The sequence below is a fragment of the Janthinobacterium lividum genome (assembly GCF_011601275.1).
Lineage (GTDB): Bacteria > Pseudomonadota > Gammaproteobacteria > Burkholderiales > Burkholderiaceae_D > Janthinobacterium > Janthinobacterium lividum_E.
On record NZ_JAAOLY010000005.1, the window covers coordinates 174,515 to 199,945 of the forward strand.

General features: G+C 62.0%; 24 protein-coding genes. 16 read left to right on the forward strand and 8 right to left on the reverse strand.

Annotation, left to right across the window (positions count from 1 at the left end; translation table 11 throughout):
- Positions 1–36: 36 nt before the first annotated feature.
- A complete protein-coding gene (locus tag GYK42_RS09790; RefSeq protein ID WP_240943533.1) occupies positions 37–1,113 on the reverse strand; it encodes a YeiH family protein in 1,077 nt (358 codons plus the stop codon).
- 107 nt (positions 1,114–1,220) lie between these two features.
- Here GYK42_RS09790 and GYK42_RS09795 point away from each other — a divergent pair, with 107 nt between their 5' ends.
- A complete protein-coding gene (locus tag GYK42_RS09795) occupies positions 1,221–2,123 on the forward strand; it encodes a LysR family transcriptional regulator (protein ID WP_166447351.1) in 903 nt (300 codons plus the stop codon).
- 12 nt (positions 2,124–2,135) lie between these two features.
- Here GYK42_RS09795 and GYK42_RS09800 read toward each other — a convergent pair whose 3' ends face one another.
- Positions 2,136–3,224, reverse strand: a complete 1,089-nt coding sequence (locus GYK42_RS09800) for a flavodoxin family protein (RefSeq protein ID WP_166447352.1) — start codon at positions 3,222–3,224, stop codon at positions 2,136–2,138.
- A 116-nt stretch (positions 3,225–3,340) separates the two neighbouring features.
- Between GYK42_RS09800 and GYK42_RS09805 the strand changes: the two genes are divergently transcribed.
- The 4 genes from GYK42_RS09805 (at position 3,341) to GYK42_RS09820 (ending at position 5,248) form a co-directional block, all read left to right on the forward strand.
- Positions 3,341–3,913 (forward strand): helix-turn-helix domain-containing protein, encoded by a 573-nt coding sequence (locus tag GYK42_RS09805; RefSeq protein ID WP_166447353.1) that lies wholly within the window; start codon positions 3,341–3,343, stop codon positions 3,911–3,913.
- A gap of 7 nt (positions 3,914–3,920) precedes the next feature.
- The gene (locus GYK42_RS09810; RefSeq protein WP_166447354.1) at positions 3,921–4,451 is read left to right on the forward strand and encodes a GNAT family N-acetyltransferase; all 531 of its coding nucleotides are present in this window, start codon (positions 3,921–3,923) and stop codon (positions 4,449–4,451) included.
- Between the two features lie 170 nt (positions 4,452–4,621).
- Positions 4,622–4,885 carry a DUF378 domain-containing protein gene (locus GYK42_RS09815; RefSeq protein ID WP_051991725.1) on the forward strand — a complete coding sequence of 88 codons (264 nt, stop codon included), beginning with the start codon at positions 4,622–4,624 and terminating at the stop codon, positions 4,883–4,885.
- 12 nt (positions 4,886–4,897) lie between these two features.
- Positions 4,898–5,248 carry a hypothetical protein gene (locus GYK42_RS09820; RefSeq protein WP_046682818.1) on the forward strand — a complete coding sequence of 117 codons (351 nt, stop codon included), beginning with the start codon at positions 4,898–4,900 and terminating at the stop codon, positions 5,246–5,248.
- Positions 5,249–5,335: 87 nt separating this feature from the next.
- Here GYK42_RS09820 and GYK42_RS09825 read toward each other — a convergent pair whose 3' ends face one another.
- Together GYK42_RS09825 and GYK42_RS09830 are read right to left on the reverse strand one after the other, a co-directional pair.
- Positions 5,336–5,743: a c-type cytochrome gene (locus tag GYK42_RS09825; protein ID WP_166447355.1), complete on the reverse strand. Its 408-nt coding sequence runs from the start codon at positions 5,741–5,743 to the stop codon at positions 5,336–5,338.
- 130 nt (positions 5,744–5,873) lie between these two features.
- Positions 5,874–6,752 carry an EamA family transporter gene (locus GYK42_RS09830; protein ID WP_166447356.1) on the reverse strand — a complete coding sequence of 293 codons (879 nt, stop codon included), beginning with the start codon at positions 6,750–6,752 and terminating at the stop codon, positions 5,874–5,876.
- A 213-nt stretch (positions 6,753–6,965) separates the two neighbouring features.
- On the opposite strand from GYK42_RS09830, the gene GYK42_RS09835 reads away from it, so the two are divergent.
- Together GYK42_RS09835 and GYK42_RS09840 are read left to right on the forward strand one after the other, a co-directional pair.
- The gene (locus tag GYK42_RS09835) at positions 6,966–7,451 is read left to right on the forward strand and encodes a hypothetical protein (protein ID WP_166447357.1); all 486 of its coding nucleotides are present in this window, start codon (positions 6,966–6,968) and stop codon (positions 7,449–7,451) included.
- Positions 7,452–7,533: 82 nt separating this feature from the next.
- Positions 7,534–7,950 carry a hypothetical protein gene (locus tag GYK42_RS09840; RefSeq protein ID WP_166447358.1) on the forward strand — a complete coding sequence of 139 codons (417 nt, stop codon included), beginning with the start codon at positions 7,534–7,536 and terminating at the stop codon, positions 7,948–7,950.
- 60 nt (positions 7,951–8,010) lie between these two features.
- On the opposite strand, the gene GYK42_RS09845 is transcribed toward GYK42_RS09840, so the two are convergent.
- On the reverse strand, positions 8,011–9,870 hold the full coding sequence (locus GYK42_RS09845) for a phytase (RefSeq protein ID WP_166447359.1): 1,860 nt from the start codon (positions 9,868–9,870) through the stop codon (positions 8,011–8,013).
- 17 nt (positions 9,871–9,887) lie between these two features.
- Positions 9,888–12,419 carry a TonB-dependent receptor gene (locus GYK42_RS09850; RefSeq protein ID WP_166447360.1) on the reverse strand — a complete coding sequence of 844 codons (2,532 nt, stop codon included), beginning with the start codon at positions 12,417–12,419 and terminating at the stop codon, positions 9,888–9,890.
- A 306-nt stretch (positions 12,420–12,725) separates the two neighbouring features.
- On the opposite strand from GYK42_RS09850, the gene GYK42_RS09855 reads away from it, so the two are divergent.
- From GYK42_RS09855 to GYK42_RS09885, 7 genes are all read left to right on the forward strand, one after another.
- Positions 12,726–13,628, forward strand: a complete 903-nt coding sequence (locus GYK42_RS09855) for a GGDEF domain-containing protein (protein WP_166447361.1) — start codon at positions 12,726–12,728, stop codon at positions 13,626–13,628.
- Entirely contained in the window at positions 13,628–14,653 is a 1,026-nt protein-coding gene (locus tag GYK42_RS09860) for an AraC family transcriptional regulator (protein ID WP_166447362.1), read from the forward strand. Before GYK42_RS09855 ends, GYK42_RS09860 begins: the two co-directional genes overlap by 1 nt.
- A 264-nt stretch (positions 14,654–14,917) precedes the next feature.
- Entirely contained in the window at positions 14,918–16,312 is a 1,395-nt protein-coding gene (locus GYK42_RS09865) for a class I SAM-dependent methyltransferase (protein WP_166447363.1), read from the forward strand.
- Positions 16,312–17,655: a sensor histidine kinase gene (locus GYK42_RS09870; protein WP_166447364.1), complete on the forward strand. Its 1,344-nt coding sequence runs from the start codon at positions 16,312–16,314 to the stop codon at positions 17,653–17,655. The genes GYK42_RS09865 and GYK42_RS09870 overlap by 1 nt, the downstream gene beginning before the upstream one ends.
- A 1-nt stretch (position 17,656) precedes the next feature.
- Positions 17,657–18,754, forward strand: coding sequence for a hybrid sensor histidine kinase/response regulator (locus GYK42_RS09875; RefSeq protein WP_166447365.1), 1,098 nt, complete (start codon positions 17,657–17,659; stop codon positions 18,752–18,754).
- Positions 18,747–19,760, forward strand: a complete 1,014-nt coding sequence (locus tag GYK42_RS09880) for a response regulator (protein WP_166447366.1) — start codon at positions 18,747–18,749, stop codon at positions 19,758–19,760. Before GYK42_RS09875 ends, GYK42_RS09880 begins: the two co-directional genes overlap by 8 nt.
- Positions 19,761–19,910: 150 nt before the next feature.
- Entirely contained in the window at positions 19,911–20,252 is a 342-nt protein-coding gene (locus GYK42_RS09885; RefSeq protein ID WP_166447367.1) for a hypothetical protein, read from the forward strand.
- A gap of 174 nt (positions 20,253–20,426) precedes the next feature.
- Here GYK42_RS09885 and GYK42_RS09890 read toward each other — a convergent pair whose 3' ends face one another.
- Complete coding sequence (locus tag GYK42_RS09890; protein ID WP_166447368.1) at positions 20,427–20,954, reverse strand: SRPBCC family protein; 528 nt, start codon at positions 20,952–20,954, stop codon at positions 20,427–20,429.
- A 204-nt stretch (positions 20,955–21,158) separates the two neighbouring features.
- Between GYK42_RS09890 and GYK42_RS09895 the strand changes: the two genes are divergently transcribed.
- Together GYK42_RS09895 and GYK42_RS09900 are read left to right on the forward strand one after the other, a co-directional pair.
- Entirely contained in the window at positions 21,159–21,944 is a 786-nt protein-coding gene (locus tag GYK42_RS09895; RefSeq protein ID WP_166447369.1) for a DNA/RNA non-specific endonuclease, read from the forward strand.
- Between the two features lie 20 nt (positions 21,945–21,964).
- Positions 21,965–22,219, forward strand: a complete 255-nt coding sequence (locus GYK42_RS09900) for a hypothetical protein (protein WP_166447370.1) — start codon at positions 21,965–21,967, stop codon at positions 22,217–22,219.
- Positions 22,220–22,271: 52 nt separating this feature from the next.
- Here the strand turns inward: GYK42_RS09900 and GYK42_RS09905 are convergent, their stop codons facing one another.
- The gene (locus GYK42_RS09905) at positions 22,272–25,121 is read right to left on the reverse strand and encodes a TonB-dependent receptor domain-containing protein (protein WP_166447371.1); all 2,850 of its coding nucleotides are present in this window, start codon (positions 25,119–25,121) and stop codon (positions 22,272–22,274) included.
- Positions 25,122–25,431: the final 310 nt, after the last annotated feature.

Below are 25,431 nucleotides of genomic sequence, written 5' to 3' on the forward strand. Positions count from 1 at the left end.
CCCGCGTCAGCGGCCCCGGCGTAAAACTGCCCAGTTTCACGCAAACAGGCTGGCGACCACGTGGTTGATGGCGGCGCCACCGGCGATCAGCCAGCAGAACAGCAGGCCGGCCAGCAGCAGGGGCTTGATGCCGGCGCGGCGGATGGCCGACATGTGCGTCGTCAAGCCCAGGGCCGCCATGGCCATGGCCAGCAAGGCGGTGTCGAGTTCGGTAATGGTGGCCACGGTGCCCGCTGGCAGCAGGCCCAGCGAATTGAAGGCCACCACGGCAATGAAGATGAAGGCGAACCAGGGGATGGCCAGCTTGGCCGCCTTTTCCTTGCCACCGGCCTTCGCCTTGCCGTGCGCCAGCACGGCCGACAGGATGACGAGAAACGGCGCCAGCATCATCACGCGCACCATCTTGGCGATCACGGCCGCATTCGCCGCTTCCTGCCCGATCGACTTGCCGGCCGCCACCACTTGCGCCACTTCATGCACGGTCGAGCCGATATACACGCCAAAGGCGGCAGGCGTGGCGCCCAGCACATGCCAGCCCAGGTTCAGCCGATACAGCAAGGGATACAAAAAGATGGCGATGGTGCCGAACACAACAACGGTGGAGACGGCAACGGTCACATCCTCGCTGCGTCCCTTGACAACGGGTTCCGTCGCCATCACGGCCGCAGCGCCGCAGATCGAACTGCCCGCGCCGATCAGGATGGTGCTGTTGCGTTCCAGCTTGAACACTTTGGTGCCGAGGAACATAGCCAGGCCAAACGTTGACGCCAGCACCAGCGCGTCAATGGCGATGCCGGCCAGCCCGACTTGCCCGATATCCTGGAAGGTCAAACGGAAGCCGTACAGGATGATGCCGAGTCGCAATAAAGTCTGCTTGGAAAAGGCCACGCCCGCGCCGCAAGTGGGCGCGAGGCGGCCATACACGCTGTTGCCCAGCACGATGCCCAGCATGATGGCCAGGGTCAGTGCGCTCATGCCGTGGCTTTGCATCCATTCCAGCTTGCCCAACTGAATGGCGCCCCAGGCGATCAGGCCGCTCAGCAGCAGGCCTGGCAGAAGACGGCCATAGCGGTCGCTGAAACTTGTTGTGTTCGTTGTTGAGAGGGATGACATGCCGTACTCCATGGTTCTTGGTTCGTATGGCATGACTGTACAGTTCGCTGATTAAATGGTAAAACGGATTGTTTTTGTATGTTTAACCTATTCAGTGCGTATATGAGATGGCGTTGACCTTGCGGCAGTTGCAGATATTCCTCGCCGTGGCGGACACGGGCAGCACCAGCGCGGCTGGGGAGTTGATCGCTCTGTCGCAATCGGCCACCAGCGCGTCCCTGAACGAGCTGGAAGCCTTGCTGGGCGCGCAACTGTTTGACCGTGTGGGCAAGCGGTTGCTGCTCAACGACAATGGCCGCCTGCTGTTGCCGCAAGCGCGGCAGATGCGCGACGGGGCCGCCAGCATCGAACGCCAGTTCGCGGGCGCTGACCCGTCCGTGTCCGTCAGCCTGCAAATCGGCGCCAGCACCACCATCGGCATCTATTTGCTGCCGCAGATCCTGGCGCAGGCGGCGCAGCAATACGGGCGCAGCATTCCCCAGGTGACGATTGCCAACACGGCCGACATCGCGGCCGCCGTGGCCGAGTTCCGTGTCGATATCGGTCTGATCGAAGGGCCGTGCCATGAAGCGGGCTTGCTGGTCGAGCCATGGCTGACGGACCAGATGCTGATCGTGGCCGCGCCCACGCATCCGCTGGCGCAGCTGCGCCATCTGCTCAGTTTTACGGAGCTGAACCAGGCGGGCTGGCTGCTGCGTGAAGCGGGCTCGGGCACGCGCGAAGCCGTCGAGCAGGCGCTGGTGCCGTATCTGCACTATCTGCGCGCCGCAGGCGAATTCAGCAATTCGGAAGCCATCAAATATGGCGCGGCGGCGGGCCTAGGCATCGCCTGCCTGTCGCGCGTCGTCGTGGCCGATCTGCTGGCCAGCGGACAACTGGTGGAACTCGAGACCATGCTGCCACCGCTGGAGCGCAACTTTTATCTGATCCGCCAGTCCAAGAAGATACTCTCGCCGCGCCTGGCCGGTTTCCTGGAGCTGTGCCGTCACGCCTCGCGCATGGTGGGGTAGTAGTGCCGGGTTTCATTTTGGCCGGGGAGGCTGGAGTTCCGCATCCGGTGGCGCCAGCGTGCCTGCGCGCAGCCGCTTGACGGCCACGGCCACGGCGCGCGCCACGTTGCGCACTTCTTCCTGCAGATTGGTGTCATGGTCGAGGGCATCGTGGCTTTGCGCGTAACTGTCATAATAGCCGATGTAGCGGTCCAGCCGCGCCTTGGCGCCTGCGTCAACCAGGCCCATCCAGTCCAGCCAGTCGGACAGGCCCCGCCGCACGCCTTCGATGCCGGCCACATCACCGTGCACGACGAGGCCATACGCGCGCCCGGCCAGGTGTTTCGGGTAATTCCAGCCTTGCAATTCGAGTGCCTTCGCTTCCATGGCTTTCTTGCCGTGCGTGGACGTGGGATCGGGGTTGCCGCCATCGGCGCACACGAGCCGGTCTATCATCAGCTTGAGCACGCTGGGCGTCTGGTACCAGTACACGGGCGTGAGGAGGATGACGGCGTGCGCGGCCGTCCAGCGCTCGTAAATCTCCGCCATCCAGTCATTCGTCTGCCGTTCGCCATGGTTCGGGTAGCAACTGCATGGCCAGTGGCACAGGGGCATGGCCGTCGAGACACAGCCCTTGCACGGATGAATGTGCAAATCATACGAGGAGGTCAGCAGGCTCAGGTCCAGCACGTCCGTTTCGATTTTGTCGGCCTGCAGCACTTCCTTGGCCCATTGCGTCATGCGCCACGTTTTCGACATTTCGCCAGGGCAAGAACCGTCATTGCGCGCCGCACCGCAGACCAGCAGCACGCGCGACGCCGTGGCGGGGTCTTTCTGGCGCGCTTCGGCGGCCAGCAGACGGTCGCGCGTGGCTTTCCACTCCACGGACAAGTCGTAGTCGGGGTCTAGAAAACCGGGCCCAGCCTTCTGTGTCACGGGCGCCTTGCGGCCATCCTGGTAATTCTTCCACGCCACTTCCTCCACCTGCACCAGGGCGCCGCGCACGGCGTCGAACGCGGGATCGGCATACGAGCGAATGAACTGCAAATGGAATTCGACCCTGCCCAGCGGCGCGGGCGCCTGGCCCAGGCGTGGCTGGGGAGTCGCGGGAGTGGTAGCCATGGCTTCTCCTTGAAGTGATGGCGTATCGTGCCCGAGGTCCGGCCGCAGGTCCGTGCGCTGAGCAACTGTGCAGCAACTGCTTGCCAAGTTCTCTTATGTGGGATAAATTCCCGTATATGGAAAATTTAACATTGACTGATAACGACACGGAACAGCGGCTGGCGGCACGTTTAAAACAGTTGCGCGTGGAGCAGGGCTGGTCGCTGGACCAGCTTGCCAGCGCCAGCCAGGTCAGCCGCGCTACCCTGTCGCGCCTGGAAAATGGCGACGTCAGCCCGACGACTAGCGTGCTGGGCAAGCTGTGCGCCGCATACGGCCTGGCCATGTCGCGTCTGCTGCGCATGGTGGAAGACGATTTCCCGCCCCTGTTGCGGCGGGCCCAGCAAAGCATGTGGACGGACCCGGACACGGGTTTCCGGCGCCGTTCCGTCTCGCCGCCGTCGCGCGCGCTGGCTGGCGAAGCGCTCGAATGCGAACTCGATGCGGGCGTGACGATCACTTATGCCGCTTCGCCCCGGCCCGGCATGGAACACCATCTGTTGTTGCAGGAAGGCAAGCTGAACGTGACGGTCGATGGCCGCTCGCACAATTTGCTGGCCGGCGACTGCTTGCGCTATCAGCTGCATGGCGCCAGCGCGTTCGTGACGCCGCCAGACAGCGGCGCCCGCTATTTTCTTTTTCTTGTCTGAGGTCGCCATGCCCGCATCGCTACGCCATCTTTCCCCCGCCGATATTCGTGAACGCTTGCCGGAACTGGGTGCCTTGCTGCAAGACTGCGTGCACGACGGCGCCAGCATCGGTTTTATCTTGCCGTTTGATACGGCGGCCAGCCAGGCGTTCTGGACCGATAACGTGTTGCCGGCCGTGACGCGTGGCGTGCGCCTGTTGCTGGTGGCTGAAGTTGATGGCTGCGTGGCGGGCGCCGTGCAGCTGGACTGGGATACCAATCCCAACCAGGCGCACCGGGCCGAAGTGCGCAAGCTGTTGGTCGCCCCCGCTTTCCGTCGGCACGGCATCGCCCGCCAGCTGATGCAGGCGCTGGAAGCACAGGCGCGCCTCTTGCCACGCAGCCTGCTGACCCTGGACACGCGCAGCGGCGACCATGCGGAACCGTTGTACTTGTCGCTCGGCTATATGGTGGCGGGCAGCATCCCCGCCTATGCGCTGGCGCCGGACGGCAACCGCCTGGACGCCACCACCATCATGTACAAGCAACTGTGGCAATGAGTTTGCAGTTGTCCGATGCGCTTGGCGTTGTTGCCAGATAAAATCACCCGCTTGATTACAGAGTCTTCCTACTTCAATGCCCGGCATCGTCCGACTGGCGCGTGCCGGTGCCGCGCCTACACTGTTCCTTGATAGACCCGGCGGCGGGTCCTTTCTTACAGGAGGATGATATGGCGAATATCCAGGCAGGATCGGATGGTGCGGCAAAACAGGAAATGTCGGCAAAGCGCTTGAACGTAGTCGACTGGATCTCCATGATTCTGTTGATCGTGGGCGGCTTGAACTGGGCGCTGGTGGGCTTGTTCGATATCGATATTGTGGCCAGCATCCTCGGCGCCATGACGGCCGCTTCGCGCGGCGTGTATGTACTGGTGGGGCTGGCGGCGCTGTATTCCATTTATTTGTGCCTGCGCAAGTTGCCGGCCAAACCCTAGACGGGAGGACACATGCCTGTTGGTGCAAGCCCCAAGCGTGAACGCGAATTCAAGAAGCTGGAACGGGATTTCAAGCAGGAAGGACGCTATCCGGGCCGCGAGGAAGAAGTCGCGGCGCGCATCGTGAACAAGCAAAGGGCGCAATCAGGTGAAACGAAGGAAGCGCAGGGGCGGAAAAAAGCCGGCGGCGCTGCTTCGGATGCGTCACCGCCGGACTTGCCTATCGAAGGCTACCAGCAATTGACGGTGGCGCAGATCCGCGACAAGCTGGACGGCCTGTCCGCCGCTCAGCGCAAGCGGCTGCGTGCCTATGAAGCAGCGCACAAGAAGCGCAAGGGCGTGCTGCAAGCGCTGGAGGCTTGATCTGGCGTCATGAACTGGATGCGGTGCGAGTGCACGTCGGTAGTGGCGTGTTGTCTGCGCGGATGGCATGCGCAACCTAGGGCGCGTTTACTGCGTGCGCAGGTAGGCCAGCAAATCGGCCACCTGCTGCGCATTGCCGATGCCCCAGAAACGCATGTTATTGCCGGGAATGAAGTCGCTCGGTGCTTTCAGGAAGCTGGCCAGGTTTTGCTCGGTCCAGACGATATTCGCGTTTTTCATGGCCGCCGAATACTTGTAGTCGGTGGTGGCGCCGGCTTTGCGGCCGATCACGCCCGTCAGCTTGGGGCCGAAGCCGCCGCGCGCCGATGGCCCCACCTGGTGGCAGGAAGCGCACTTGCGAAACGCTGCCTTGCCCGCTTCGGCATTGCCTTTGAGGGCGGCCGGAGCGGCAGCCTGCGCGACGGCGGCTGGCGCCAACAGCAGGGTTGCCGTGGCCAGAGGAGAGAGCAAGCGAAAAAGAAATGTGGATGTCATCGGTGAGGCAGAGATGCATGATATGGCAAGCGATGACGCATTTTACAGGCGGGCATCGAAACCTGCCCGCCACTTGGGCAGCGATGCCAGGCAGTTATGCAGGAGCCGCTGCAGAATGCACTGAATACCGCTAGCGCTTGCCGCCTTGGGCACCCAGCGCCGCCATGGCCGACGCGAACACGATGCAGGCGATGGCCAGCCACTGGGTCAGGCTCAGCATTTCTCCCAGCACCACCATGGCGGCCAGCGCGCTGACGGCCGGCGCCGCGCTGCTGAACATGCCGAACACGCCTTGCGGCAAGCGGCGCAGGGCGAAGATTTCCAGCGAATATGGCAGGGCGCTGGACAGCATGGCGATGGCCAGGCCCATCAAGGCAATCGATGGCGCCAGCAGCGCCGTGCCCGAATATGCAACGCCGATGGGCACCGTCACCATGGCCGCCACCGTCATGCCCCAAGCCACGGCCTGGCCCCCCTGCAAGGTCGAGGCGCGCTTGCCGAAGATGATGTACAGCGCCCAGCACAGCGCCGCCCCCAGCGCGTACGCCACGCCGACGGGGTTCAGGCTGCCCGGACTGCCTTGCAGGGGCAGCAGCAGATATAAACCGAACACGGCGCAGGCGACGGCCAGCAAATCGCGCGGCCGGCGCGACGACAGCATGGCCACGGCCAGCGGCCCCGTTACTTCGATGGCGACCGCAATGCCGATCGGTATCAGTGCAAACGCCCGGTAAATCAGCAAGTTCATCAATCCCAGCACGGAACCATAGACCAGCAAATTGAGCACATCCTTGCGCGTCAGCCGGTAGCGCCACGGCCGGAAGATGGCCAGCAGGATCAGCGCTGAAAACCCCACCCTGTACGCCGTAATCCCCTCGACCCCGATGACAGGAAACAGATTCTTCGCAATCGCCGCCCCCAAATTGACGGAAATCTGCCCTCCCAATACGGCCAGGGAAGGGAGCAAGATGCTGTCGGGGAGGGAGGAGGTCGAGGCGGGGGAGGTCATGGGACGGTATTTTAATACGCCACAGGCCGCCAGTCGCTGGCAGATCAGCAAGCGACCGTAACTTATCCGTCTGCACGGGCATCGAATGTGAAGCGGATACAGTTGAGGCAGTGCAAGTATTTTCTGATAATGCTATTCTGCCTGCACACCCGGAACCGCCGGGTGCCACCCGATTCTTCGTCTCGATGGAGCCGTCCCATGAATTGCAGAAGCATGGCAGTGACAGTCGCTTTAGTGTTCGCCACCGGCATGGCGGGTGCGCAGGCCTTGCCGCCGCAGGCGCAATTGCCGGCCTGGGCGACGCAACAGCTCGATAGCCTGGCCAAACGCGAAGGCGTTGAAGTCAGCGCCCGTATTAATCCCTTCGTCTTGCGCGGCGACTTCGATGGCGATGGCAAGGGCGACCTGGCTGTCCTCGTCAAAAACAAGGACAGCAAGAAAGAGGGTATCGTCTTCCTGTTCAGACAGAAGACGGCGCCTCTGATCGTGGGTGCGGGACATGCCTTGTCCAACGGCGGTGATGATTTTGCCTGGCTGGAAATCTGGCAAGTGGAGGACAAGGGCTCGCTCCAGCACAGTTATCATGAAAAGTCGCTCAAGCTGAAAACGGACGGGATCGTGGTGGCGAAAGAGGGCTCTGCCAGTGCCTTGATCTATATCAAGGGTGGTAAGGCGGTTTGGCAACAGCAGGGCGATTGAGGCATGCCCGTGCAGTTCTGCTGGCTGACGCCAGCGGTCTGTCGGGCAGCAGATTCACGCGTCATTCAGGAGTAACAGCGTAATGCATGTATTCAATATCGGCGACACCAATTTCGAAGTGGATGTCGCGAAATCCCGGGTCAGCCTGGAGGCACGCGCCGATGGGATGCGGGAAATCAATATCAAGGTCGAAGCCGACGACGATGTGTTCATGCGGCTGACGGAAGACGACGATGCGCCCTGGTCATGGGCGCTGTATCCGCCGTCCTTCTCTTTGCAGGGCTTGCTCGTTGCGGGACCGGATGCCGCGCCCGTGCAAATGCTTGCCGTCGATGCAGGCAACACGCAGTGTGAATCCGCGCTCTACATGATGGAATACCGTGACGTAGCGGATCTGCGCCTGGTGGAATTGTCGGCGCAACGCCTGGCTGTGACAGGCAAGGTGGATTTTTTTGGCAAAAGCCTGCCTTTTGCCATCGATATGCCGCTTACAAGATAGCGGCAATTTTTAATATCGTTATCGGGCATGGGGCAGCCTTGACTGGCCGCCCCACGGTCATTACTCCAGCTTCAAGGCCTTCGCCACATCCCCCCACGCCACATACTTGAAGTTCTGCGGCCCATCGGGCAGGCGTTTGTAGCCGTCTTGTATCACCAGCATGCCTTGCGCATACGCGCCGCCCAGGTTGGCGGCCGTGACGTCCAGGCCATCCGTTTCCGAGGTGCCGTCGATGCCGGCCGCCAAGTTGAAGCCGACCTTGAAGCGCCCGCGCACCTTGTACGGTGCTTGTGCGTCGAGCACCACGTAGCTGCTGTCGCCCTGGCTGGAGACGACCAGGTAGCCAGAATCAGCCTTGCCGCCCGGTTTGCGGTAGATGGCCATGCCTTCCACGTCCGCCGTCAATTGCGCTCCCACGGGCAAGACCATGGTCAGGGCGTCCGGCTTGGCGGCGTTGGCCGAGGTGGTCCAGATGCCGCGTGTTTCCTCGCCGAGGAACAATCTGGCGTTGGCGTCGTCCGCCACGCAGCCTTCCGGTTGCGTGGCGACCTTGAAGCTGCGCAACAGAGTCGCGCTGAACTTGTTGCCGTTCATGCCGATGCTGTATTGCTGGAAGGTGCCATCCTTGTCGTTGATGAACGCTTGCACGCCGCCGCCGGCGGGCTGGTACAAGCACATGCCGTAGATGCTTTTCAGGCCCGTCGGGAAACGGCCCGCTTCCGCCACGACGCCATCGGCATCGATGGTGAACAGCATCATGCTGTTGTCGTCGCGCTGGGTGGCCACGGCCAGGTCGACCTTACCGCCGCCAAGGCTGATGTTTTGCCGCACGTCGATGTTGTTCAGGCGGCCCACTTCCAGCAGCTGGGTCTGCTTGCCTTGCAGGTTGTAGACGAGCAGCCCTTGCTTTTTGTTGGTGCCGAGGATGCGCGCGTCGGCAGGGTTGCTGGCCAGCCAGATGGCCGGGTCGTCGGCCGCGTCGCCCTGGCGCGCCATCGGTTCTGTCTGCGCTTGCGGGGCGATGATGGCGACAGGCGGCTGCGTTTCCGCCTTGCCATTCCATTTCAAGGGCCGCGCTTGCCAACCGTTCTTACCGCGCAGCATCAAGGAATGTCCGTCGAGCGCCAATTGGCTGTCACCCTTGCGCACGTTCAAGGCGATGGCTTGCGGCGGCTGGGCTGTCCACTGCCCGCCTTGATGGGCGTACAGGTGCAGCATGTCCGCCTTGCCGTCGAGCACGGCCACGCCGCCGGGCAGCACGGTCAGCGCGCCGGCGCCGCCGTCCAGCTGGCCGTAGGGCTTGCGCAGGGCCACCACTTCGCGCTTGCCCATGCCTTCCGAGTCGGCGTCATACGCCCACACGCCCATGTTAGCCTCGCTCACCAGCAGGCGCTGGGCGCCATCGTCGACCCGGCAATGCTTGGCATGCGGCGGCAAGGCGAGTTTGCGTACCAGGCTGCGCTGTTCGCCCTGCATTACCCACTGTTCCGCCTGCCCATCCTTGCCGATCAAAAACAGGTGATCGAGCTGCTGGGCGTCGCGGTACAGGCACGACGCTTCCACGGAAAACGTGGGAACGGGGAACGGTGCCAGGCGATTGAGCTTGCCGGCCTGCACGTCGACGGACACGGGCAGCGGGCGCTGCGTGTCCGCTTCCAGGAAGACGACCAGCACCTTGCCGCCATCGATGCGCGTGTCGAGCTGCTTGGCGCGCACGGCGATACGGTCCCGTTCCTGGCCGCTTGCGTCGAACAGGCGCAAGCCATGCTTGTCCAGGGTCAGCCAGCCGCCGCCGGGCAGGCGCGCCAGTTCATCCGCTTCCTGCGTTAAAGAAGGTAAAGCATTGGCAGGCGCGGCTTGCGCCGTGCCCGCGAGGTAAAAAGCAGCCAGCAAAGCGCTGCAGAGTAAGTTTTTTTTCATGTTAGTTGACATCATCATCAGAAGGCGCTGGCTTTCAGGCTCACCTTGAAAGTGCGGCCGTATTGTTCGTTCTGCACGTTGAATTGCTTCGTGCCCTGGTAAACATAGTATTTCTCGTTGTTCAGGTTGGCCGCTTCGAACACTACCTGGAACTGTTTGTTGATCTGGTACGACAGCGAGAAATCGAGCTGCTTCTGGCTGGCGACGATATGGTCCTGGCTTTGGTCGAGGATGTCGTTGCCCATTTCCAGCAGATACGGCGACTTGTAGTTGAGGGCCAGGCGTGCGCTCACCGGTCCCGTTTCATAGCCCAGCATCAAGTTCATCACCTGGTTTGACTGGCCCGGCAGCCGGATGTCGCGGTTGAGTTGCTTGTTCGTCGTCTTGTCGAAGCGGCCGATTTGCGCGCTTGACGTGCTCAGGGTGCCGTTCACGCCGACGAGGAATTTATTGAATGGCGCCGGCAGCATGCGCAGCGGCTGCATGTAGGCCAGTTCGATGCCTTTGACTTTGGCCGCGTCGCCATTCGCATACGAAGTTGCCGTCGTGTAGCCCGTCCATTGACCCGTGCCGGCCAAGTTGGTCGTGTACGTAAAATTCTTGATGTCCTTGTAGAAGCCGTACGCCGACATCACGCCGTCGTTTCCCAGCACCCGCTCGATGCCGAGGTCCAGGTTGTTCGCCTTCAGCGGTTTCAAGTCCGGGTTGCCGATCACGGCTTCCGTGTTGCTGGCCAGGCTGATGCCCGGTGCCAGCTGGCTGAAATTGGCGCGCACCACGGCCTGCGTCCAGGCGGCCCGCACGCTGGTCTTTTGGTCGACGTCATAACGGGTTTGCAGGTTCGGCAGCCAGTTGGTGTACGAACGTTCGCGTGTCAATGTCGTGGCAACGCCGGCGCTGTCCACTTGCGAGCCGGCCGCCTCGAAACTGGTACGTTCGGCGCGCACGCCGCCGAGGATGTGCCAGGCGTCGAAGTCATAGCTGTTCTGCACATACATGGCGTTGATGTCTTCATGCATGCGGTAATCGTTGATGATGGATTCCGTGGCCAGGCGCGCCTTGGCACGGTCCAGTCCCGCGACACGGGCGCGGATGAGGGCCGGGTCCAGCGCCACGCCGATGTTGCCCAGGTCGTAGTCGAGATTGTGGCCCTGCACGAAATTGCTCATTGACGTGGAGCCGGCGCCCCAGTAATTGCCGCTCGTGGCCTTGTTGCTGTTATACGCCCATTGATCCGTGTCATTGGTCTTTTCGCGGCGGCTGACTTTGGCGCCGAATTTCAGGGTGGCGATGTCGAACTTGCGCGCCAGATCGATGCGCGCATGGTGTTCATTGTCCTTCGAGTAGCGCTTTTGCAGGGTGATGGCGTTGAGCGCGTAGCTGGCCGGGTCGTACAGCGAGGCGGGGCCGCTCAGCTTGGGTTCTTGCGTATCCGTAAAGCTGATGCCGGCAAAATTGCCGAGGCCGCGGAAACGGCCGTCGTTCAGGGATTCCGGCGTGTCTTCCGTGGCGCGGCTTAGGCCGCCTTTCATGTCCAGGGTCCAGTCGCCCGATTTCTGTTGCGTGCCCAGGACTAGTGAGCGCACTTGCTGCGTGTATTTGCGCTGGCGGATGCGGCGCTCGGCGCGCGCGCTGGCAGTCTGGTCTTCGGCCAGGCTGCCGCCCGCGATATTGCTGATGGTCAGGCGGTCGCGCACCTCATTGTCGGAAAATTCGCTCACAAAAGAGCGCAAGAACCAGCTGTTGCCCGCTTCGGGACGGTAATCGAGGTTGATGGCCAGGGCGCCGCGCTTGCGCACGGGCAAGTAGTCGCGCAATTCCAGGCCCGACAATTTACCTTTGCTCCAGGCGCCGCCCGTTTCCACGTCGCTTGATCCAAACGAGCGCTTTTCCGCGCTCAGGCCCGCTGCCACGCCCAGCTTGCCGTCGAGGAAGCGCTGGGCCCACAGGGCGCCGCCGCTGGGGCTGGTCTTGCCCGTCTTTTCATCGTAGCTGGCGCCCACATTGGCCGACAGCAGCTTGCCCGGCAAGTCGAAGGCGGACAGCGATTTGACTTCGACCGTGGCGCCCAGCGAGTTGGCGTCCATTTCCGGCAGCAGGGTCTTCGAGACTTCCAAGGTGCGGATCAGGCCGGCAGGCAGGATGTCGAGCGCCACGGCGCGGCGGCCCGCTTCCGGCGACGGCACGAGGGCGCCGTTGATGGTGACGGCGTTCAGGTCCGGGCCCAGGCCGCGCACCGTGATGTAGCGGCCTTCGCCCTGGTCTCGCTGCACTGACACGCCCGGCAAGCGGGCCAGCGCCTCGGCCGCGTTTTTATCGGGCAAGCCGCCGATATCGTCGCTGCTGATGACGCTGATGATGTTGTCGGCTTTCTCTTGCGCGGCAATGGCGTTGCGCAGGCTGGCGCGCTGACCGCTGACGACCACGGTGGCGGCCGGCTGGCCGTCCGCATCTTGCGCATGGCTTTGACCGCTGAAGCCGGCCATGATGCCGAGGGCCAGGGCCGTGAGGCGCAGCGGGGAGGGGAACGAAGTGTGCATGGTTTTCATGAAGAGCTCGGTTAGAGGAAGGAACCGGGCGGATTCTAGGCAGCAAATATGACGGTTGCGTGACAGGCAAGGGCTTGCCACCTTGAAAACAACGGCCCATGACCGCTTTCCGGCCGGAAATGAACCGTGGTGAGCTGAAATGACCTGCCACGGCAGGGCGCATGGGCAATGGCTAGCCGGATTTGCATGGGAGGCCATGGTAATGCTGAGCCGTTTGCACCTGCCGCACGGGCGCGGGGCATGTCATCGTGCCGTCATGGGCGGGCGCTATCGTGGCGACAGCACCACTTTTAAAGGTTTTCCCACATGCTGCCATTGCACCGTAACAGCCTGATTGCCGCCGCACTGGCCTTGCCCCTGTTCTTGTTCCTGTACGCCACGTTAGGGCACCCTAAACCGATTGCTATCTGGAAGTGGATGGATATCGTCTGCGAAGGCGGCACGGCCGTCATGGCGGGCGTCTGGTTTTTGTTTACCCTCAGCAGCCGCCCGCGCGGGCTGGTGACGAGTCTGATCGCCGGCGGCCTGTGCGCCATCATGCTGGGCTCCTGGGCCGATTGCCTGGACGAATTCTTTGCCATCGACAAGAGCGCCGTGTGGGATAACTGGCTCGAAGGCTTGATTCCGTTTGGCATGCTGCTGGTGACGATTGGCATGTATTACTGGCGCCAGGAACAGTTTCGCCTGAACGAACACCTGCAAAAGCGCGAACGCCTGTTCCGCGACCACCGCGCCTTCGACCGCATCACGCAGCTGGCCGACGCCAGCTATCTGCGCACGCAGATGCGCCTGGAACAGGAACGTCGCCCCGGCCTTGATTGCGCGCTCGTCTTGCTCGATATCGACAGCTTTCACCTGATTAACCGCGAATACGGCCACCGCGAAGGCGACCGCGTGCTGCAAGCCGTGGGCCACATGCTGCTCTTGAACTTGCGCAATGACGATTTGTTGTGCCGCTATGCGGGTGACCGCTTCGCCGTGCTGATGCCGGGCGTGTCGCGCGAGGATGCGGCCGTGAAGGCGCGCCACCTGTGCGCGATGGTGGGACAGATGCGCCACCATGCCAACGACAACCGTGAAATCCGCTTGAGTCTGCGGCACGCGTGCTCGCTCACCGATGGCGTGCCGGAAGTGGTGTTGGCCGAGCTGAGCCGGGCCGTGGAGACGCCACGCTCCGGTGCCGGGATCAGTTCCGCTGCGCCTGCCTGATGCCGCTGAACCAGCAAGGCGACCCCAGCATCGCGGCCCATCACCAGCCGGCGCTGGTGCTCGATTACGCACGCAGCCGGGAGCTGGCCGTGACGCCGTTGCTCAAGGGCACGGGCCTCGATGGCGTCGCGCTGCCGTCCGCGGAAAGCCAGGTCAGCGCCGCGCAATACCTGCAATTGCTGGCCAACGTGGCGCGCGGCCTGGACAGCGCCGACACGAGCTTCATGCTGGGCCAGCAAATGCTGCCCGGCCATTACGGTGCCGCCAGCCATGCCTTGCTGCAGGCGCAGAATCTGCGCCAGGCCTTGACCATGCTATGCGACTTTCATACCTTGCTGTGTCCGCTGCTGCAACCGCGCTTGCGCGGGGCGGGCGACATGCACGTGCTGTACTGGGTCGACGCGTTCGGCGCGCCGAGCCAGCTGCCATTTCTCGTGGAAATGCACATGACGGCGCTGGCGGCCATGTGCCGCTGGCTGGCCGGAGAGTCCTTGCCTTGGCGCTTCTGCTTCAACCGCGCGCGGCCCCGCCACGTGGAGCAGCATGAGGTGCACCTGGGCCAGGCCCTGCGTTTTGATTGCCAGGTCGACGCCATGCTCATCGATTCCAGCTGGCTGGATAAACCCTGGCCGCGCGGCAATGCCACGGCGGCCGCGCTGGCCTTGCGCGCGGCGGCCCTGGCGCCCGTGCCGGCGGCCAGTCTGCTCGGCGCGCTGTACGACTATCTGCTGGCCAATATCCGCTGCGCGCCGACTCTGGAGCGCACGGCGCAGGAATTCGGCGTCAGTCCCGCCACCATGAAGCGTCACCTGGCGCGCCATGGCACGCATTTCCAGGCCGAGCTGGACCAGGTGCGCGCGCACAAGGCCATCTATCTGTTCCAGGCGCATGGCTACGACAACGACGCCGTGGCCGCCTACCTCGGCTTTCATGATGCCACCAACTTTCGCCGCTCGTTCAAGCGCTGGACGGGGCAAACGCCGCAGTTGCTGCGTCATGCGCTGGCCCTGTTCGTCGCGGGATGAGCGGCGGCGTTGCGCGCCAGCGCCACGGGCAGTTGTTCCTGAGGGAACAATTGCCCGTTCTGCTACATCCATAGTACACTCGATCAGAGAGCGAACAGACGCGCTTTGAGGCGCTCCGGCACGGCGTCGCGCGACGCCGCAATACCGCCATTGCGATGGCGGCGCCGGCGGCAAACGACTGGTGTGCCGTGCCTTAACCCAGCCTGGAATCTGGTGTCACCAGTGTGGTGCGCCGGAAACCGGGCAACTTGATAATGCTCAATCGTGTATTCACAATCGCAGATCGATCCAGTCGTCAGTTTCCGCAACACCCAAGGTGAGGCGGTGCGCGGCACGATTTTCAACTTGCAGCGCAATTCGCTCGTCATGGAAATCTACAATCCATACTCGATTGTGCAGGTCAGCGAGGTGCTCAATGACGTGACGGTGCGCATGGGGGCGAAGAACGCCTACGTGGGCAAGGCCGTCGTCATCAGCAGCGTCAACACGGGCCTGACCGCCATCGTTTCCGTGACCCTGATCGACGAGTGGCGCGAGCTGAGCGACGTGGTCGTCGTCAAGGGCGCCGTATTGAAAGAGTCCAGCGCTTTCGTCGCCGGCTGGGGCGAGCGCTTCCGCATCCGCCGCGACTACCAGATCGTCGTCAACGAAATGCGCGCCTTTCTGTCGGAAGTGGCGCGCTGGGTCGAGCAGGTCGACTTGTCCGATTCGCTGCCCAAGGAAAACGGCCGGTTGCGCCCCGATATCTTCGACGAGCTGGCCTTGCCGCTGATGGAGCAGACCCAGCTTTACTTGCGCCAGCTCGAGGTGGAAGCCTCGCTCGTCGAGGAAGAGCGGGCGCCGGCCCACCGCGCGTTCGCCCAGGCGGCCTTGCACCCCCTGATCCTGCGCGCACCGTTCGTCTTTCGCACGTTTACCAAGCCGCTCGGCTATGCGGGCGACTACCAGATGGTCAACCAGCTGCTCGACGATCCGCGCCAGGGTCCGAGCACGTATTTTCAGATCGTCAATGCCGCCTTCCTGCAGGCGGCCGTCGCCACGGCGCACCGCAACCGCATCGATATCCTGACGGAATTCCTGTCACAAAAGGCGGCCGCGGCGCGCGCCGCCGGGCGCATATATAAAGTGCTCAACGTGGGCTGCGGGCCGGCCATCGAGGTGCAACGTTTCCTCGAGACGTGCCCCGACGCGCAGTGGCTGGCGTTCGAGCTGGTCGACTTCAGCAGCGAAACCCTGGACTGGACGCGCGCGCGCCTGACGACGATCATGCAGCGCACGGGGCGCGTGGTGGAAATCGATTATGTGCATGACTCGGTGCACAACCTGCTCAAGCGCCGCCATGGCTCGGGCGCGACGGGTTTGCCCGGAAGTTTCGACGCCGTGTATTGCGCCGGCCTGTTCGACTACCTGTCCGATAAAGTGTGTGCGCGCCTGCTGATGCACTTCGCTTCGCGCGTGGGGCCAGGCGGGCGCCTGCTGGTGACGAATGTGCACGCGAACAATCCCGGCAAGTTCGGCATGGAGCATTTGCTGGAGTGGCATCTGATTTACCGCAATGAAGAGGGCCTGTCGGCCCTGCTGCCCGAACACGCGACCAACCCGCAGATCTATGTCGACGCCACGGGCGTGAATGTGTTTGCGGAAGTGAGCATACCTTGATGGATACGCCAGGCCTGCACGCCGGCTACACGGCCGTTCTGCGCGACTTCCGCCTTGAATTTAGCCGCGGCGGGGCCTACACGGGCATCGTGCTGATCCTGCTGGGCATGGGCCTCGATTCGGCCCTGTATCCGGACAAGCAGTCGGCGTTCACCAGTGCGCGCATCGTCGTGTCGGTGCTGATCTTTTGTGTCGTGCTGGCCATGCGCACGCGCTGGGCGCAGGACCGCATCCAGGGACTGACGTTCGTCTGGCTGATCCTGCCGCAAATCATGATCGCCTGGATGATTGCCGTCACGGAAGGCGCCACCTCGATCTATTACGTGGGCATGACCCTGGCCATCTATTCCTCGGGCATCGTGCTGGCCTTCGGCCTGTGGCAAAACATGGTCTTCGGCGCCATTTCCTGCCTGCTGTACGTGGGGGCCTGCGCCTGGCATGCGGGCGGCTTCGATCTGCCGGGCACGTTTGTCGTCAACTGCCTGTTCCTCATCATGTCGGCCAGCATCAGCGCCGTATTTACCTATTTCAATGAGCGCGCCCGTTTCATGCTGTTCCAGCTGAAGGCGGAAGTGGCGCAAAAGAACACGCAGCTGGAAGAAACCAACAAAAGCCTGGCCGATATCAAGGGCCAGATGCTGCAGCAGGAGAAAATGGCCGCCATCGGCACCCTGGCTGCCGGCATGCTGCATGAAGTGAACAATCCCGTCAATTTCTGCATGATGGCCATCGAGGTGGCCATCGAAGACCCGGCCGCCAAGCAAAGCGCGCTGGTCAGCGAATGCCTGGCTGACGCCAAGCAGGGCATGCTGCGCGTGCAGCACATCGTGTCCGACTTGAAGACTTTTGCCTACCGCAAGAGCGGCAATCAGCTCGAAACGGGGCACTTCCAGTTCCGCAGCGCGCTCGACGCGGCCATCCGCCTGGTGGGGCATGAGACGAAAAATGTCAGCATCAGCCACGACTTGCCGGTCGACACCCTGGTGCGCGGCGACGAAGCGGCCATCGTGGGCGTGCTGATCAATTTGCTGGGCAATGCCGTGCTGTCCATGCGCAAGGGCAATGCGCCGCCGTTCGAGATCCGCATCACGGCCCACTGGGATGACAACCGCTTGCGTATCAGCGTGCGCGACAACGGCCCCGGCATCGCGCCGGAAAACCTGGCGCGCGTGTTCGAACCGTTCTTCACGACGCGCGAAGTGGGACAGGGCCTGGGCCTGGGCCTGAGCATCAGCTATGGCGTGATCGAGCGCCACGGCGGCACCCTGAGCGCCGAAAGCGAGCTGGGCGTTTGGGCCAGCATGAATTTCGACCTGCAGCGCTCCGACTGGGAGGGCCGTTAGCATGGACAGCGATAGCCGCGCCAGCGTGCTGTATGTGGACGACGAGGCGCTTGCCTGCAAGTATTTCGAGCGCGCCGCCGGCCCCCGCTACCGGGTGCTGACGGCGTCCGGCGTCGATGCGGCGCTGGCCTTGCTGGCGGAAAACGGCGCCCACGTCGACGTGCTGGTCACCGATTACCGCATGCCGGACCGCCTGGGCAGCGAATTGCTGCAGGAAGTGGCGCAGCGCTATCCGCACATCGTCTGCATGCTCGTCACCGCCTATGCGGACAAGGACGTGCTGCTGGAACTGATCAACGGCGGCTCGCTGTTCCGCCTGCTGGAAAAGCCGCTCGACCTGAACGCCATGCATACGGCGCTGCAACTGGCCGTGCAGACAGGACGCGAGCGCGCCGCGCGCCGACAGGGGCTGGTGGCGATGGAAGAATCGCTGGCCTTCCTCGCGCATGAATTGAACACGCCGCTGGCGGCCATCGCCAATTTCGCGCGCGGCATCGAACGGCGCGCGCAGGACGGCTCGGCACCGCAGGCCGAGATCGGTGAAGCGGCGGCCCTGATGCACGATAATGCGCGCTATTGTTTGTCCGTGCTGGCCAGCTTTGTCGACACGGTGCGCCTGGCCAGTGCCGGCCCCGGCATGCAGGGCGGCCGCCGCGCGGGCAGCGCGCGCCAGTTGCTGGCAGCCTTGCTTGACAGCTATCCCCTGAGCGCGGCCCAGCGCGCCGCCATCACGGTCGAGCAGGGCGAGGATTTTGCCATTGCCGAGTCGCCCAACTGCGTCGCGCTGATCCTGTCGTCCGTGCTGGCGAATGCCTTGCGCTCGGCCGGCGAGCAAGCCCATCCAGCGATCGGCATCCGCATCGATGCCGGCCGCATCACGGTGCGCGACAACGGTCCCGGTATCGCCCCCGAGATTGTCGAGCAGCTGTTGATCGACCCCGTCAGTGCCGGCGGCGATGAAGGCAAGGGCTGGGGCATGGTGTTCTGCCACCGCATGATGCAGTCGTTCGGCGGCAACCTCGATATCGCCACCGAGTGTGGCAGTGCCACCACGGTAACCCTGAATTTTCCAGTACACATAAGGAACGAGCATGATTGACGCCAATCTGCGTTTGCCGGCTCAGCGTGAGCCGACGCAAGGCTTGCCGACGATACTCTATGTCGATGACGAGGCCAACGCCCTCAAATATTTCCAGCGCGCCATCGCGCCGCTGGCCGACGTGCTGACGGCCACCTCGGTCGAGGAAGGCAAGCGCATCCTCGACGAGCAGGCCGACCGCATCGCCGTGCTGGTGTCGGACCAGCGCATGCCCGGCGCGTATGGCAACGAGCTGCTGTCGTATTGCTGGGACCGCCATCCGCACATCGTGCGCATCCTGACTACCGCGTATTCCGAACTCGAGCACACGGTAGAAGCCGTCAACCAGGGGCAGATTCACCGCTACATCCAGAAGCCGTGGGATATCGCGGCGCTGCGCATGGAATTGAAACAGGCGCTGGAACTGGCGCGGCTGCGCAACGAACACGCGCAATTGCTGCGTGAAAAGCTGATGGTGCGCCAGCGGCAAGCCGTCGCCAACCGCATCGGCACCCTGTACGCTCTGTGCGCCAGCCTGGCTGGTCCGGAACAGCAATTGCCCGTGGAAGCGTATTTGTCGGCGGCACTGACGGCCGGCGTCACGCCACCCGAGCCGGACTGGCTGCTGATGGATTATGCCGACCTGGTCAGTTCGGAAGCCTTCCGCGGCACGGCGTTTGCCGCCGCCGTGCGCCTGCAGCTCGATACGCTCGAGCGCGAACATCCGGGACGCGGCGTGGAGCAGGCCATCGACATGCTGCTGCCCGTGTTTGGCGCGTCGCTGCAGAATCAGGGCGGCACGGCGCTGTTCCTCGACGCACGCCTGCTGACGGAATTCCTGGAAACGCCGACCACCACGCCCGTCTCGGCCATCCACGCCTTCTGGCTGGCCAGCCTGCTATGGCTGGCGCGGCGCGGATGGTCGCTGCAGCTGAGCAAGACGGAACAGGGCTTGCAGGGCAAGGTGGTGCAGGCGGAACCGGCGCTTACACCGGATCACCTAGCGGCCTGGATCGAGCAGTTTTAAGTGGGCGGCCCCCTTTTCACCAGCCTGAATGGTACGGGCGGCGTAAAGGGCGGTTTATTTCCATGCGGCTGATCGCCAATTTAACATTCAAATAACTTTATTTATTGCATTAGTCAATATAAAATAGCAATTTATTTTATTGCTATTCAAATGAAAACTATACTCTTAGGTGTTGCTTTTGCCTTGTCTTTTATCTCGTCCCAAGTCTATGCGGAGGGTGCGATTATTGGAAAAGTGGCAGAGGTACGCATCGATTCCGATGGTAAGGGGTTGGTAACTTTTGCCGATACGATCATCGGTACACCGCCGGTGTGTGCCGTTGCTGGCTATAACCATTCCATGTCATTTGATGCGGCTACGGCTGGTGGCAAGGCCATGTACGCCCTGGCTCTGCTGGCCAAATCCAGCGGTGCTACTGTTTATGGAATGGGGAAAGGAACATGCGTAATTTATGGTGTCGTTGAAGACGCCAGTATTCTTTTCCTGAAATAATGCTTGTTGAAGGCATTCGATTAAAATATTTTGCTGTGTATACTCAGGCGACGCGCTTTTTCTCGCAAGGATTTGTTAATGTGGCGTCGATGCGTTTCAATTGACCTACCAGAAACAGGGCGGTAAAAGAAAACAGGGCCACGCAGGCCCTGTCAGTGAGGCGATGGCGCGCGTCTAGCGCTCGGCCGCCGCCTTCAGGCTGTTCAAGCCCTTTTCAAAATCCTTGCCGATCATCTTGTCCATGCTGACAAACACCGTCATGACCTTGCTCACATAAGGGCTGGGACCCGTCATGGTCCAGTTCACCTTGGTACTGTCGCCCTCGGGCGTCATGGCAAAGGTGGTGGTGTTGTGGCTTTCGAACGGCTTGAGGAAATCCAGCTTGATGACGGTGCGTTCGGGCTGGGCCGCTTCCGTGATTTCCATGCGGCCGGCGCCTACCTTGTCATTGCCTTGCCACGCATATTGCGCGCCCAGGCCGCTGGCCGGTCCCGCAAACGTGCGGCGCATGCCAGGATCGAGCTTTTCCCACGGCGACCAGGCAGCCCAGTAGTGGAAATCCGTGATCAAACCGGCGATTTTCTCGGGCGGGGCCTTGATGGTGATTTCGCGCTGGACACTGAAGGTGTCGGGCTTGGTGGTGGCATAGCCGAGGATGGCGGCGACAACGACAACGATCAGCAGCAGGGTTTTTTTGATCATATGCTCTCCAAATCTAGAATGGTCGATGCGAACAAATCAAGGCAATCTTAGCAGATATGAATGGCTGTGCGCGGCTTGTTGGCCTTTATTTGCGTCAGCGCGCCGCCGGGCCGCGCGGCGCCTTGCCGTGGCGCGCACGCCTCGTTTGTATGGCGGCCCCATCGTCCGCTAGAATGCTGGCCTGCAAAGATTTCAGAGAGAAATATGATTCAACGATCGATCGCCAGGCTGACCCTGGCGTGCGGCGTGCTGGCTTCCGCCTTTGCCGCGAACCTGGCGCATGCCGATGCCTGTCCTGCCCATTATGTCGATGGCCGCAAGCCCGAAATCACCAACCCCAAGCTGGACGTGGCGACCAAAGAGCTGTGCTATAACGTGTTTGGCGTGATGCATTCGGGTATTACGCGCACGCCGCTGTGGTCGGCTGAACACTTGACGACGCATAACCTGGATGCGGCGCAGGACTTGTCGCGTGAAAATTCCTTCCATGCCGAACGCAAACTGCCCGCCGCCCAGCGCGCGGAGCTGGCCGATTATGCGCGCAGCGGCTTCGACCGTGGCCACATGGCACCGAACGGCGACATGCCGGACCGCCAGAGCCAGCGCGACAGCTTCACCCTGGCCAATATGGTGCCGCAGGACGCGCGCAACAACCGCTATGTATGGGCTGGCATCGAAGGGGCCGTGCGCAAGATGGCCAAGAAGGAGGGCGACCTGTACGTGATCACGGGCCCGGCTTTTATTGGCGGCAACCTGCGCAAGGTGGGGCGCGTCATTGTGCCCAGCCATCTGTACAAGGCCGTGTACAGCCCGCGCCAGCGCGCCGGCGCCGCCTACTTCATTGAAAACGTCGATACCAAGACATATGAAGTGTTGAGCATTGCGCAACTGGAAGACAGGATAGGCATCGATCTGTTACCGTCGCTGACGCGCCAGCAAAAGCTGCGCATGCTGAGTCTGCCTAAGGTGAAGAGCAAGTCCAAAAAATAATCTGCTTGAGAGGAAATCCCATGTGCGCAAAGAAATTCGTCCCGTATGCCAATGAAAGCGATGTGCTGGAAATTGGCGGACTGACCATTGAAAACCGTGTCGACCGCATCAGCATCAGCGGCGACATCGACCTGACCCAGGACAAGCCGGGCCTGGCCCTGGCCAAACAGCTGCAAAAACTGCTGGGCGACGTGGTGGCGCAGCTGGAAAAGCAGGAACTGCCCGACCAGCTGCCGCCGCCCGAGGTGACGTCGGTGGCCAATCCCTTCGAGTAGTGGTCAAAAAAAACGCCTCCCGAAGGAGGCGTTTGCCTTTGCATGGCGTTAATTAAAACGTGTAGCGCGCATTGAAGGTGAAGTAGCGGCCATAGGCGTTATGCAAGCCTTCGTTGTAGCCGACGGCTGGGTAGTCCGGATCATACGGTGCGGCGCGGTCGAACAGATTCTGGATGTTGATGCCCAGGCTCAGGTTCTTGAAGCCGGTGTACGTATAACCGAGGCCCACCGTGGTCCAGCTGGCGACTTTGCAGTCCGGGAAGGCCGTTTCGTAGCCAGGGATCGTGGTATTGCGATCCGGCGCCGCATCGGTAGGCTTCTTCGTGCCAAAGGAACAGAAAGGCTGGTCGTAGATCTCGGCGCCGTCGCGGCTACGCTTGAGCGATACGCTGCCAACGAAGTTCAGCGAAGCGTTGACGCTATGGTCGCCACGCGTCCAGTTGGTGGTCAGCGAAGCCTTGACCTTCGGCATGTCGGTGCCGGTGGACAATTGCCAGTCGTACAGGTTAGGACGGGTACCCGCGACGTTGTTGACCGTGTCTCCTTCGTGCTGCTCCAGCTTGTAGCTGTAGACATACGTGCCGCGCAAGGCGGTGCTGAGCGAACCCCATTCACCGAGCTTGTTACGCAGACGACCTTCGAAATCGACGCCGCGCAGTTCGGTCGAACCCTGGTTGGACCAAGGCGTCTTGACCGACAACAAGGTGCCCGTGCCGGGAATCGGATTGCCGTTCGCGTCCGTGATGAAGTTGGCCGGGTTCTGGTCGCGCAGGACGTTTTCCGGCGAGCGGTCTTCGTTCTTCAGCGCTTCGCTGGCCGTACCGAGCGCCACTTCTTTTTCCTTGCGCACGCGGTACACGTCGACGACCACGTCGATGTTGGAGGTTGGCGAGTAGATCAGGCCCAGCGAGTAGCTTTTCGACGTTTCCGGCTTCAGGTCCGGATTGGCGCCACCGACGCCGGAGATCGACTTGCTGCAGTCGGCTGTCACGCCGCCGGGACGCGGGGTGCTCTCATCTTCCTGGCAGCGTTTCGGATCCCACACGCCTTGCAGGAAGAATTGCGCGCCGCCTGGCGTCACTTGCGACAGTGCGGGAGCGCGGAAACCTTCGGCATACGTGCCGCGGAAGGCCAGCGTATCCGTGGCGGTCCACTTGGCGCCCACTTTCGGCACGAAGTTGGTTTTGATGCCAGGATATTTGTCTACCCGGCCGGCAAAGTCCATCTCGAAGCTCTTGGTGAATGGCGTGCGCAGTTCGATGAAGGCCGACTTGACGTTGCGCTGGCCGTCGATGATGGTATTGGACTGTCCGTAGATTTCGCCGTTGGCAACCTTGCTGTCCGGATCGATGCGGATTTTCTCCTGGCGCAGTTCGAAGCCGATAGCCAGGCCCATGGCCCCGCCGCCCAGCTTGCCGAATTCCGTGCTGGCCTTGCCGTCCAGCTGGACGATTTCCGCTACGCCCTCGCTTTTCGGATCGTAGCCGATGGTCGGATCGGCCGCCAGCTGCGCCAGCGAGGTGCCGGTATTGAGTTTGCGCAAGGTTGGCAGGTACAGGCGGCCATATTGCGTTTCATCGCGTTCCGAGCGGTTCCACAGCAGGCCGGTGTCCCAGCTCCAGCCGAAGTGATCGCCTTGCAGGCCCGTCAGCAGGCGCATGTTCTGGTTGATCGTTTCCGATCCGCCACGCAGGTTTTCAAAGCGGTAGGCAACCGATGCGCGGGCATTCGTCAGCGGGTTGTCCGGATGGCCAATCGGCAGGATGGCCTGGAATGGATCGGCCAGGCCCGTCGCCATGTAATTGGTGACGGAGGTCGTGCCGAGGGAGATCGGCGCGCCCGTGTACGAGCGTGAGGAGCGCGTGTAAGCCGCTTCCGCGTAGCCGGTGACGCTGCTGCTGAGCTTCAAGGTGCCGCGGCTCAACACGCTGGCATCGCGGCCGTCGCCCTGGCTTTCGAGGAATTGATCGAGGTCATAGTTACAGAAGGTGCGGCCAATGAGGATGCTCGTTGGCAGCAGGCCATCCTTGGTGCCGCCCGTAATGCGTTCCGACGGGTCGCAGCCCAGGTTGAAGGTTACGCGCGCAGGCGCAGTCGCTTGCGTCACGCCGAAGTTGCGCGAGCCTGGCGATGATTCGCGGTACACGGTCGCGTATTTCGAGATGGAACTCGAGTAGTTGGAGCGGAAGCGGCCGTTCAAATCCTGGTAGGTCGAGTAGGCGACATCCTTGGCGTCGCGTCGGGCAACGCGGTCGCGTTGCGAGAAGTCGGCTGCGACGAAGACGTTGTAGCCATCGACGTCCAGGTCGCCCGTGCCGAAGAAGCCATTTACGTTCTTGCGGCGGAACAAGCCATCGTCGTTGGCGCCCGCGTTGCCGGCGATTTGCGCACCGCGATAGTTCGATTTGGTGATGAAGTTGATGACCCCGCCGATGGCGTCCGAGCCGTAGACGGCCGATGCGCCGTCTTTCAGGATTTCGACGCGGTCCAGGGCGGACAGCGGGATGCTGTTCAAGTCATACAGGGTGGAGTTGCCGTTGTTCGGGTCGGCGTAGGCCGATGGCGTCATGCGCCGTCCGTTCAGCAGGATCAGTGTGGAGCTTGAGCCCAGTCCACGCAGCGAGGCCGTGGCGACGCCCTTGGCAAAACCGCTGCCGCTGGCCTGGTCCTGGTTGGTGTCGGAGCCCATGGATGGCACCAGTTTCATCAGTTCGGCAACGGTCGATACGCCGCTGTCCTTGATATCCTTGGCGGTAATCACATCGACAGGAGAGGTGCCTTCCTTGTCGGCCCGCTTCAGGTTCGAACCTGTAATGAGAATTTTTTGCAGTGCCGGCTCCTGCGGTGCCAGTTGCGCGTAGACCAGCTGCGAGGAAGACAAGGTCAGGGCGACTGCGATCACGCTTTGTTTCAAGACTATTTTTTTAAGCAAAATATTCTCCATCGAATTTCAACTGCTGAACACATGGCCGACCATCGTTGTGCGATGTGCGGCTTTCCCGGTCTAGTGGATCGCTTCAGCGATTTTTGTTGCAGAACCGTATAAACAGTTTTGCCTAGACCTTTATAAAAACATCTTCGGAAAAGTTGCGCCATGCTTTTTTTAATATTGTCACGTTGACACAACAGTTTATCCATAATATTTTTATGCTTACATATTCGGTAAAAAATTGATGGCAGGAAAAAGATTTTATGCTAAGAAATATCTTAAA

What these genes read in the sequence shown, in the direction of transcription:
- GYK42_RS09790 (WP_240943533.1), bottom strand. Translation starts at nt 1,113, where the DNA reads ATGTCATCCCTCTCAACAACGAACACAACAAGTTTCAGCGACCGCTAT.
- GYK42_RS09795 (WP_166447351.1), top strand. Translation starts at nt 1,221, where the DNA reads ATGGCGTTGACCTTGCGGCAGTTGCAGATATTCCTCGCCGTGGCGGAC.
- GYK42_RS09800 (WP_166447352.1), bottom strand. Translation starts at nt 3,224, where the DNA reads ATGGCTACCACTCCCGCGACTCCCCAGCCACGCCTGGGCCAGGCGCCC.
- GYK42_RS09805 (WP_166447353.1), top strand. Translation starts at nt 3,341, where the DNA reads ATGGAAAATTTAACATTGACTGATAACGACACGGAACAGCGGCTGGCG.
- GYK42_RS09810 (WP_166447354.1), top strand. Translation starts at nt 3,921, where the DNA reads ATGCCCGCATCGCTACGCCATCTTTCCCCCGCCGATATTCGTGAACGC.
- GYK42_RS09815 (WP_051991725.1), top strand. Translation starts at nt 4,622, where the DNA reads ATGGCGAATATCCAGGCAGGATCGGATGGTGCGGCAAAACAGGAAATG.
- GYK42_RS09820 (WP_046682818.1), top strand. Translation starts at nt 4,898, where the DNA reads ATGCCTGTTGGTGCAAGCCCCAAGCGTGAACGCGAATTCAAGAAGCTG.
- GYK42_RS09825 (WP_166447355.1), bottom strand. Translation starts at nt 5,743, where the DNA reads ATGACATCCACATTTCTTTTTCGCTTGCTCTCTCCTCTGGCCACGGCA.
- GYK42_RS09830 (WP_166447356.1), bottom strand. Translation starts at nt 6,752, where the DNA reads ATGACCTCCCCCGCCTCGACCTCCTCCCTCCCCGACAGCATCTTGCTC.
- GYK42_RS09835 (WP_166447357.1), top strand. Translation starts at nt 6,966, where the DNA reads ATGGCAGTGACAGTCGCTTTAGTGTTCGCCACCGGCATGGCGGGTGCG.
- GYK42_RS09840 (WP_166447358.1), top strand. Translation starts at nt 7,534, where the DNA reads ATGCATGTATTCAATATCGGCGACACCAATTTCGAAGTGGATGTCGCG.
- GYK42_RS09845 (WP_166447359.1), bottom strand. Translation starts at nt 9,870, where the DNA reads ATGAAAAAAAACTTACTCTGCAGCGCTTTGCTGGCTGCTTTTTACCTC.
- GYK42_RS09850 (WP_166447360.1), bottom strand. Translation starts at nt 12,419, where the DNA reads ATGAAAACCATGCACACTTCGTTCCCCTCCCCGCTGCGCCTCACGGCC.
- GYK42_RS09855 (WP_166447361.1), top strand. Translation starts at nt 12,726, where the DNA reads ATGCTGCCATTGCACCGTAACAGCCTGATTGCCGCCGCACTGGCCTTG.
- GYK42_RS09860 (WP_166447362.1), top strand. Translation starts at nt 13,628, where the DNA reads ATGCCGCTGAACCAGCAAGGCGACCCCAGCATCGCGGCCCATCACCAG.
- GYK42_RS09870 (WP_166447364.1), top strand. Translation starts at nt 16,312, where the DNA reads ATGGATACGCCAGGCCTGCACGCCGGCTACACGGCCGTTCTGCGCGAC.
- GYK42_RS09875 (WP_166447365.1), top strand. Translation starts at nt 17,657, where the DNA reads ATGGACAGCGATAGCCGCGCCAGCGTGCTGTATGTGGACGACGAGGCG.
- GYK42_RS09880 (WP_166447366.1), top strand. Translation starts at nt 18,747, where the DNA reads ATGATTGACGCCAATCTGCGTTTGCCGGCTCAGCGTGAGCCGACGCAA.
- GYK42_RS09885 (WP_166447367.1), top strand. Translation starts at nt 19,911, where the DNA reads ATGAAAACTATACTCTTAGGTGTTGCTTTTGCCTTGTCTTTTATCTCG.
- GYK42_RS09890 (WP_166447368.1), bottom strand. Translation starts at nt 20,954, where the DNA reads ATGATCAAAAAAACCCTGCTGCTGATCGTTGTCGTTGTCGCCGCCATC.
- GYK42_RS09895 (WP_166447369.1), top strand. Translation starts at nt 21,159, where the DNA reads ATGATTCAACGATCGATCGCCAGGCTGACCCTGGCGTGCGGCGTGCTG.
- GYK42_RS09900 (WP_166447370.1), top strand. Translation starts at nt 21,965, where the DNA reads ATGTGCGCAAAGAAATTCGTCCCGTATGCCAATGAAAGCGATGTGCTG.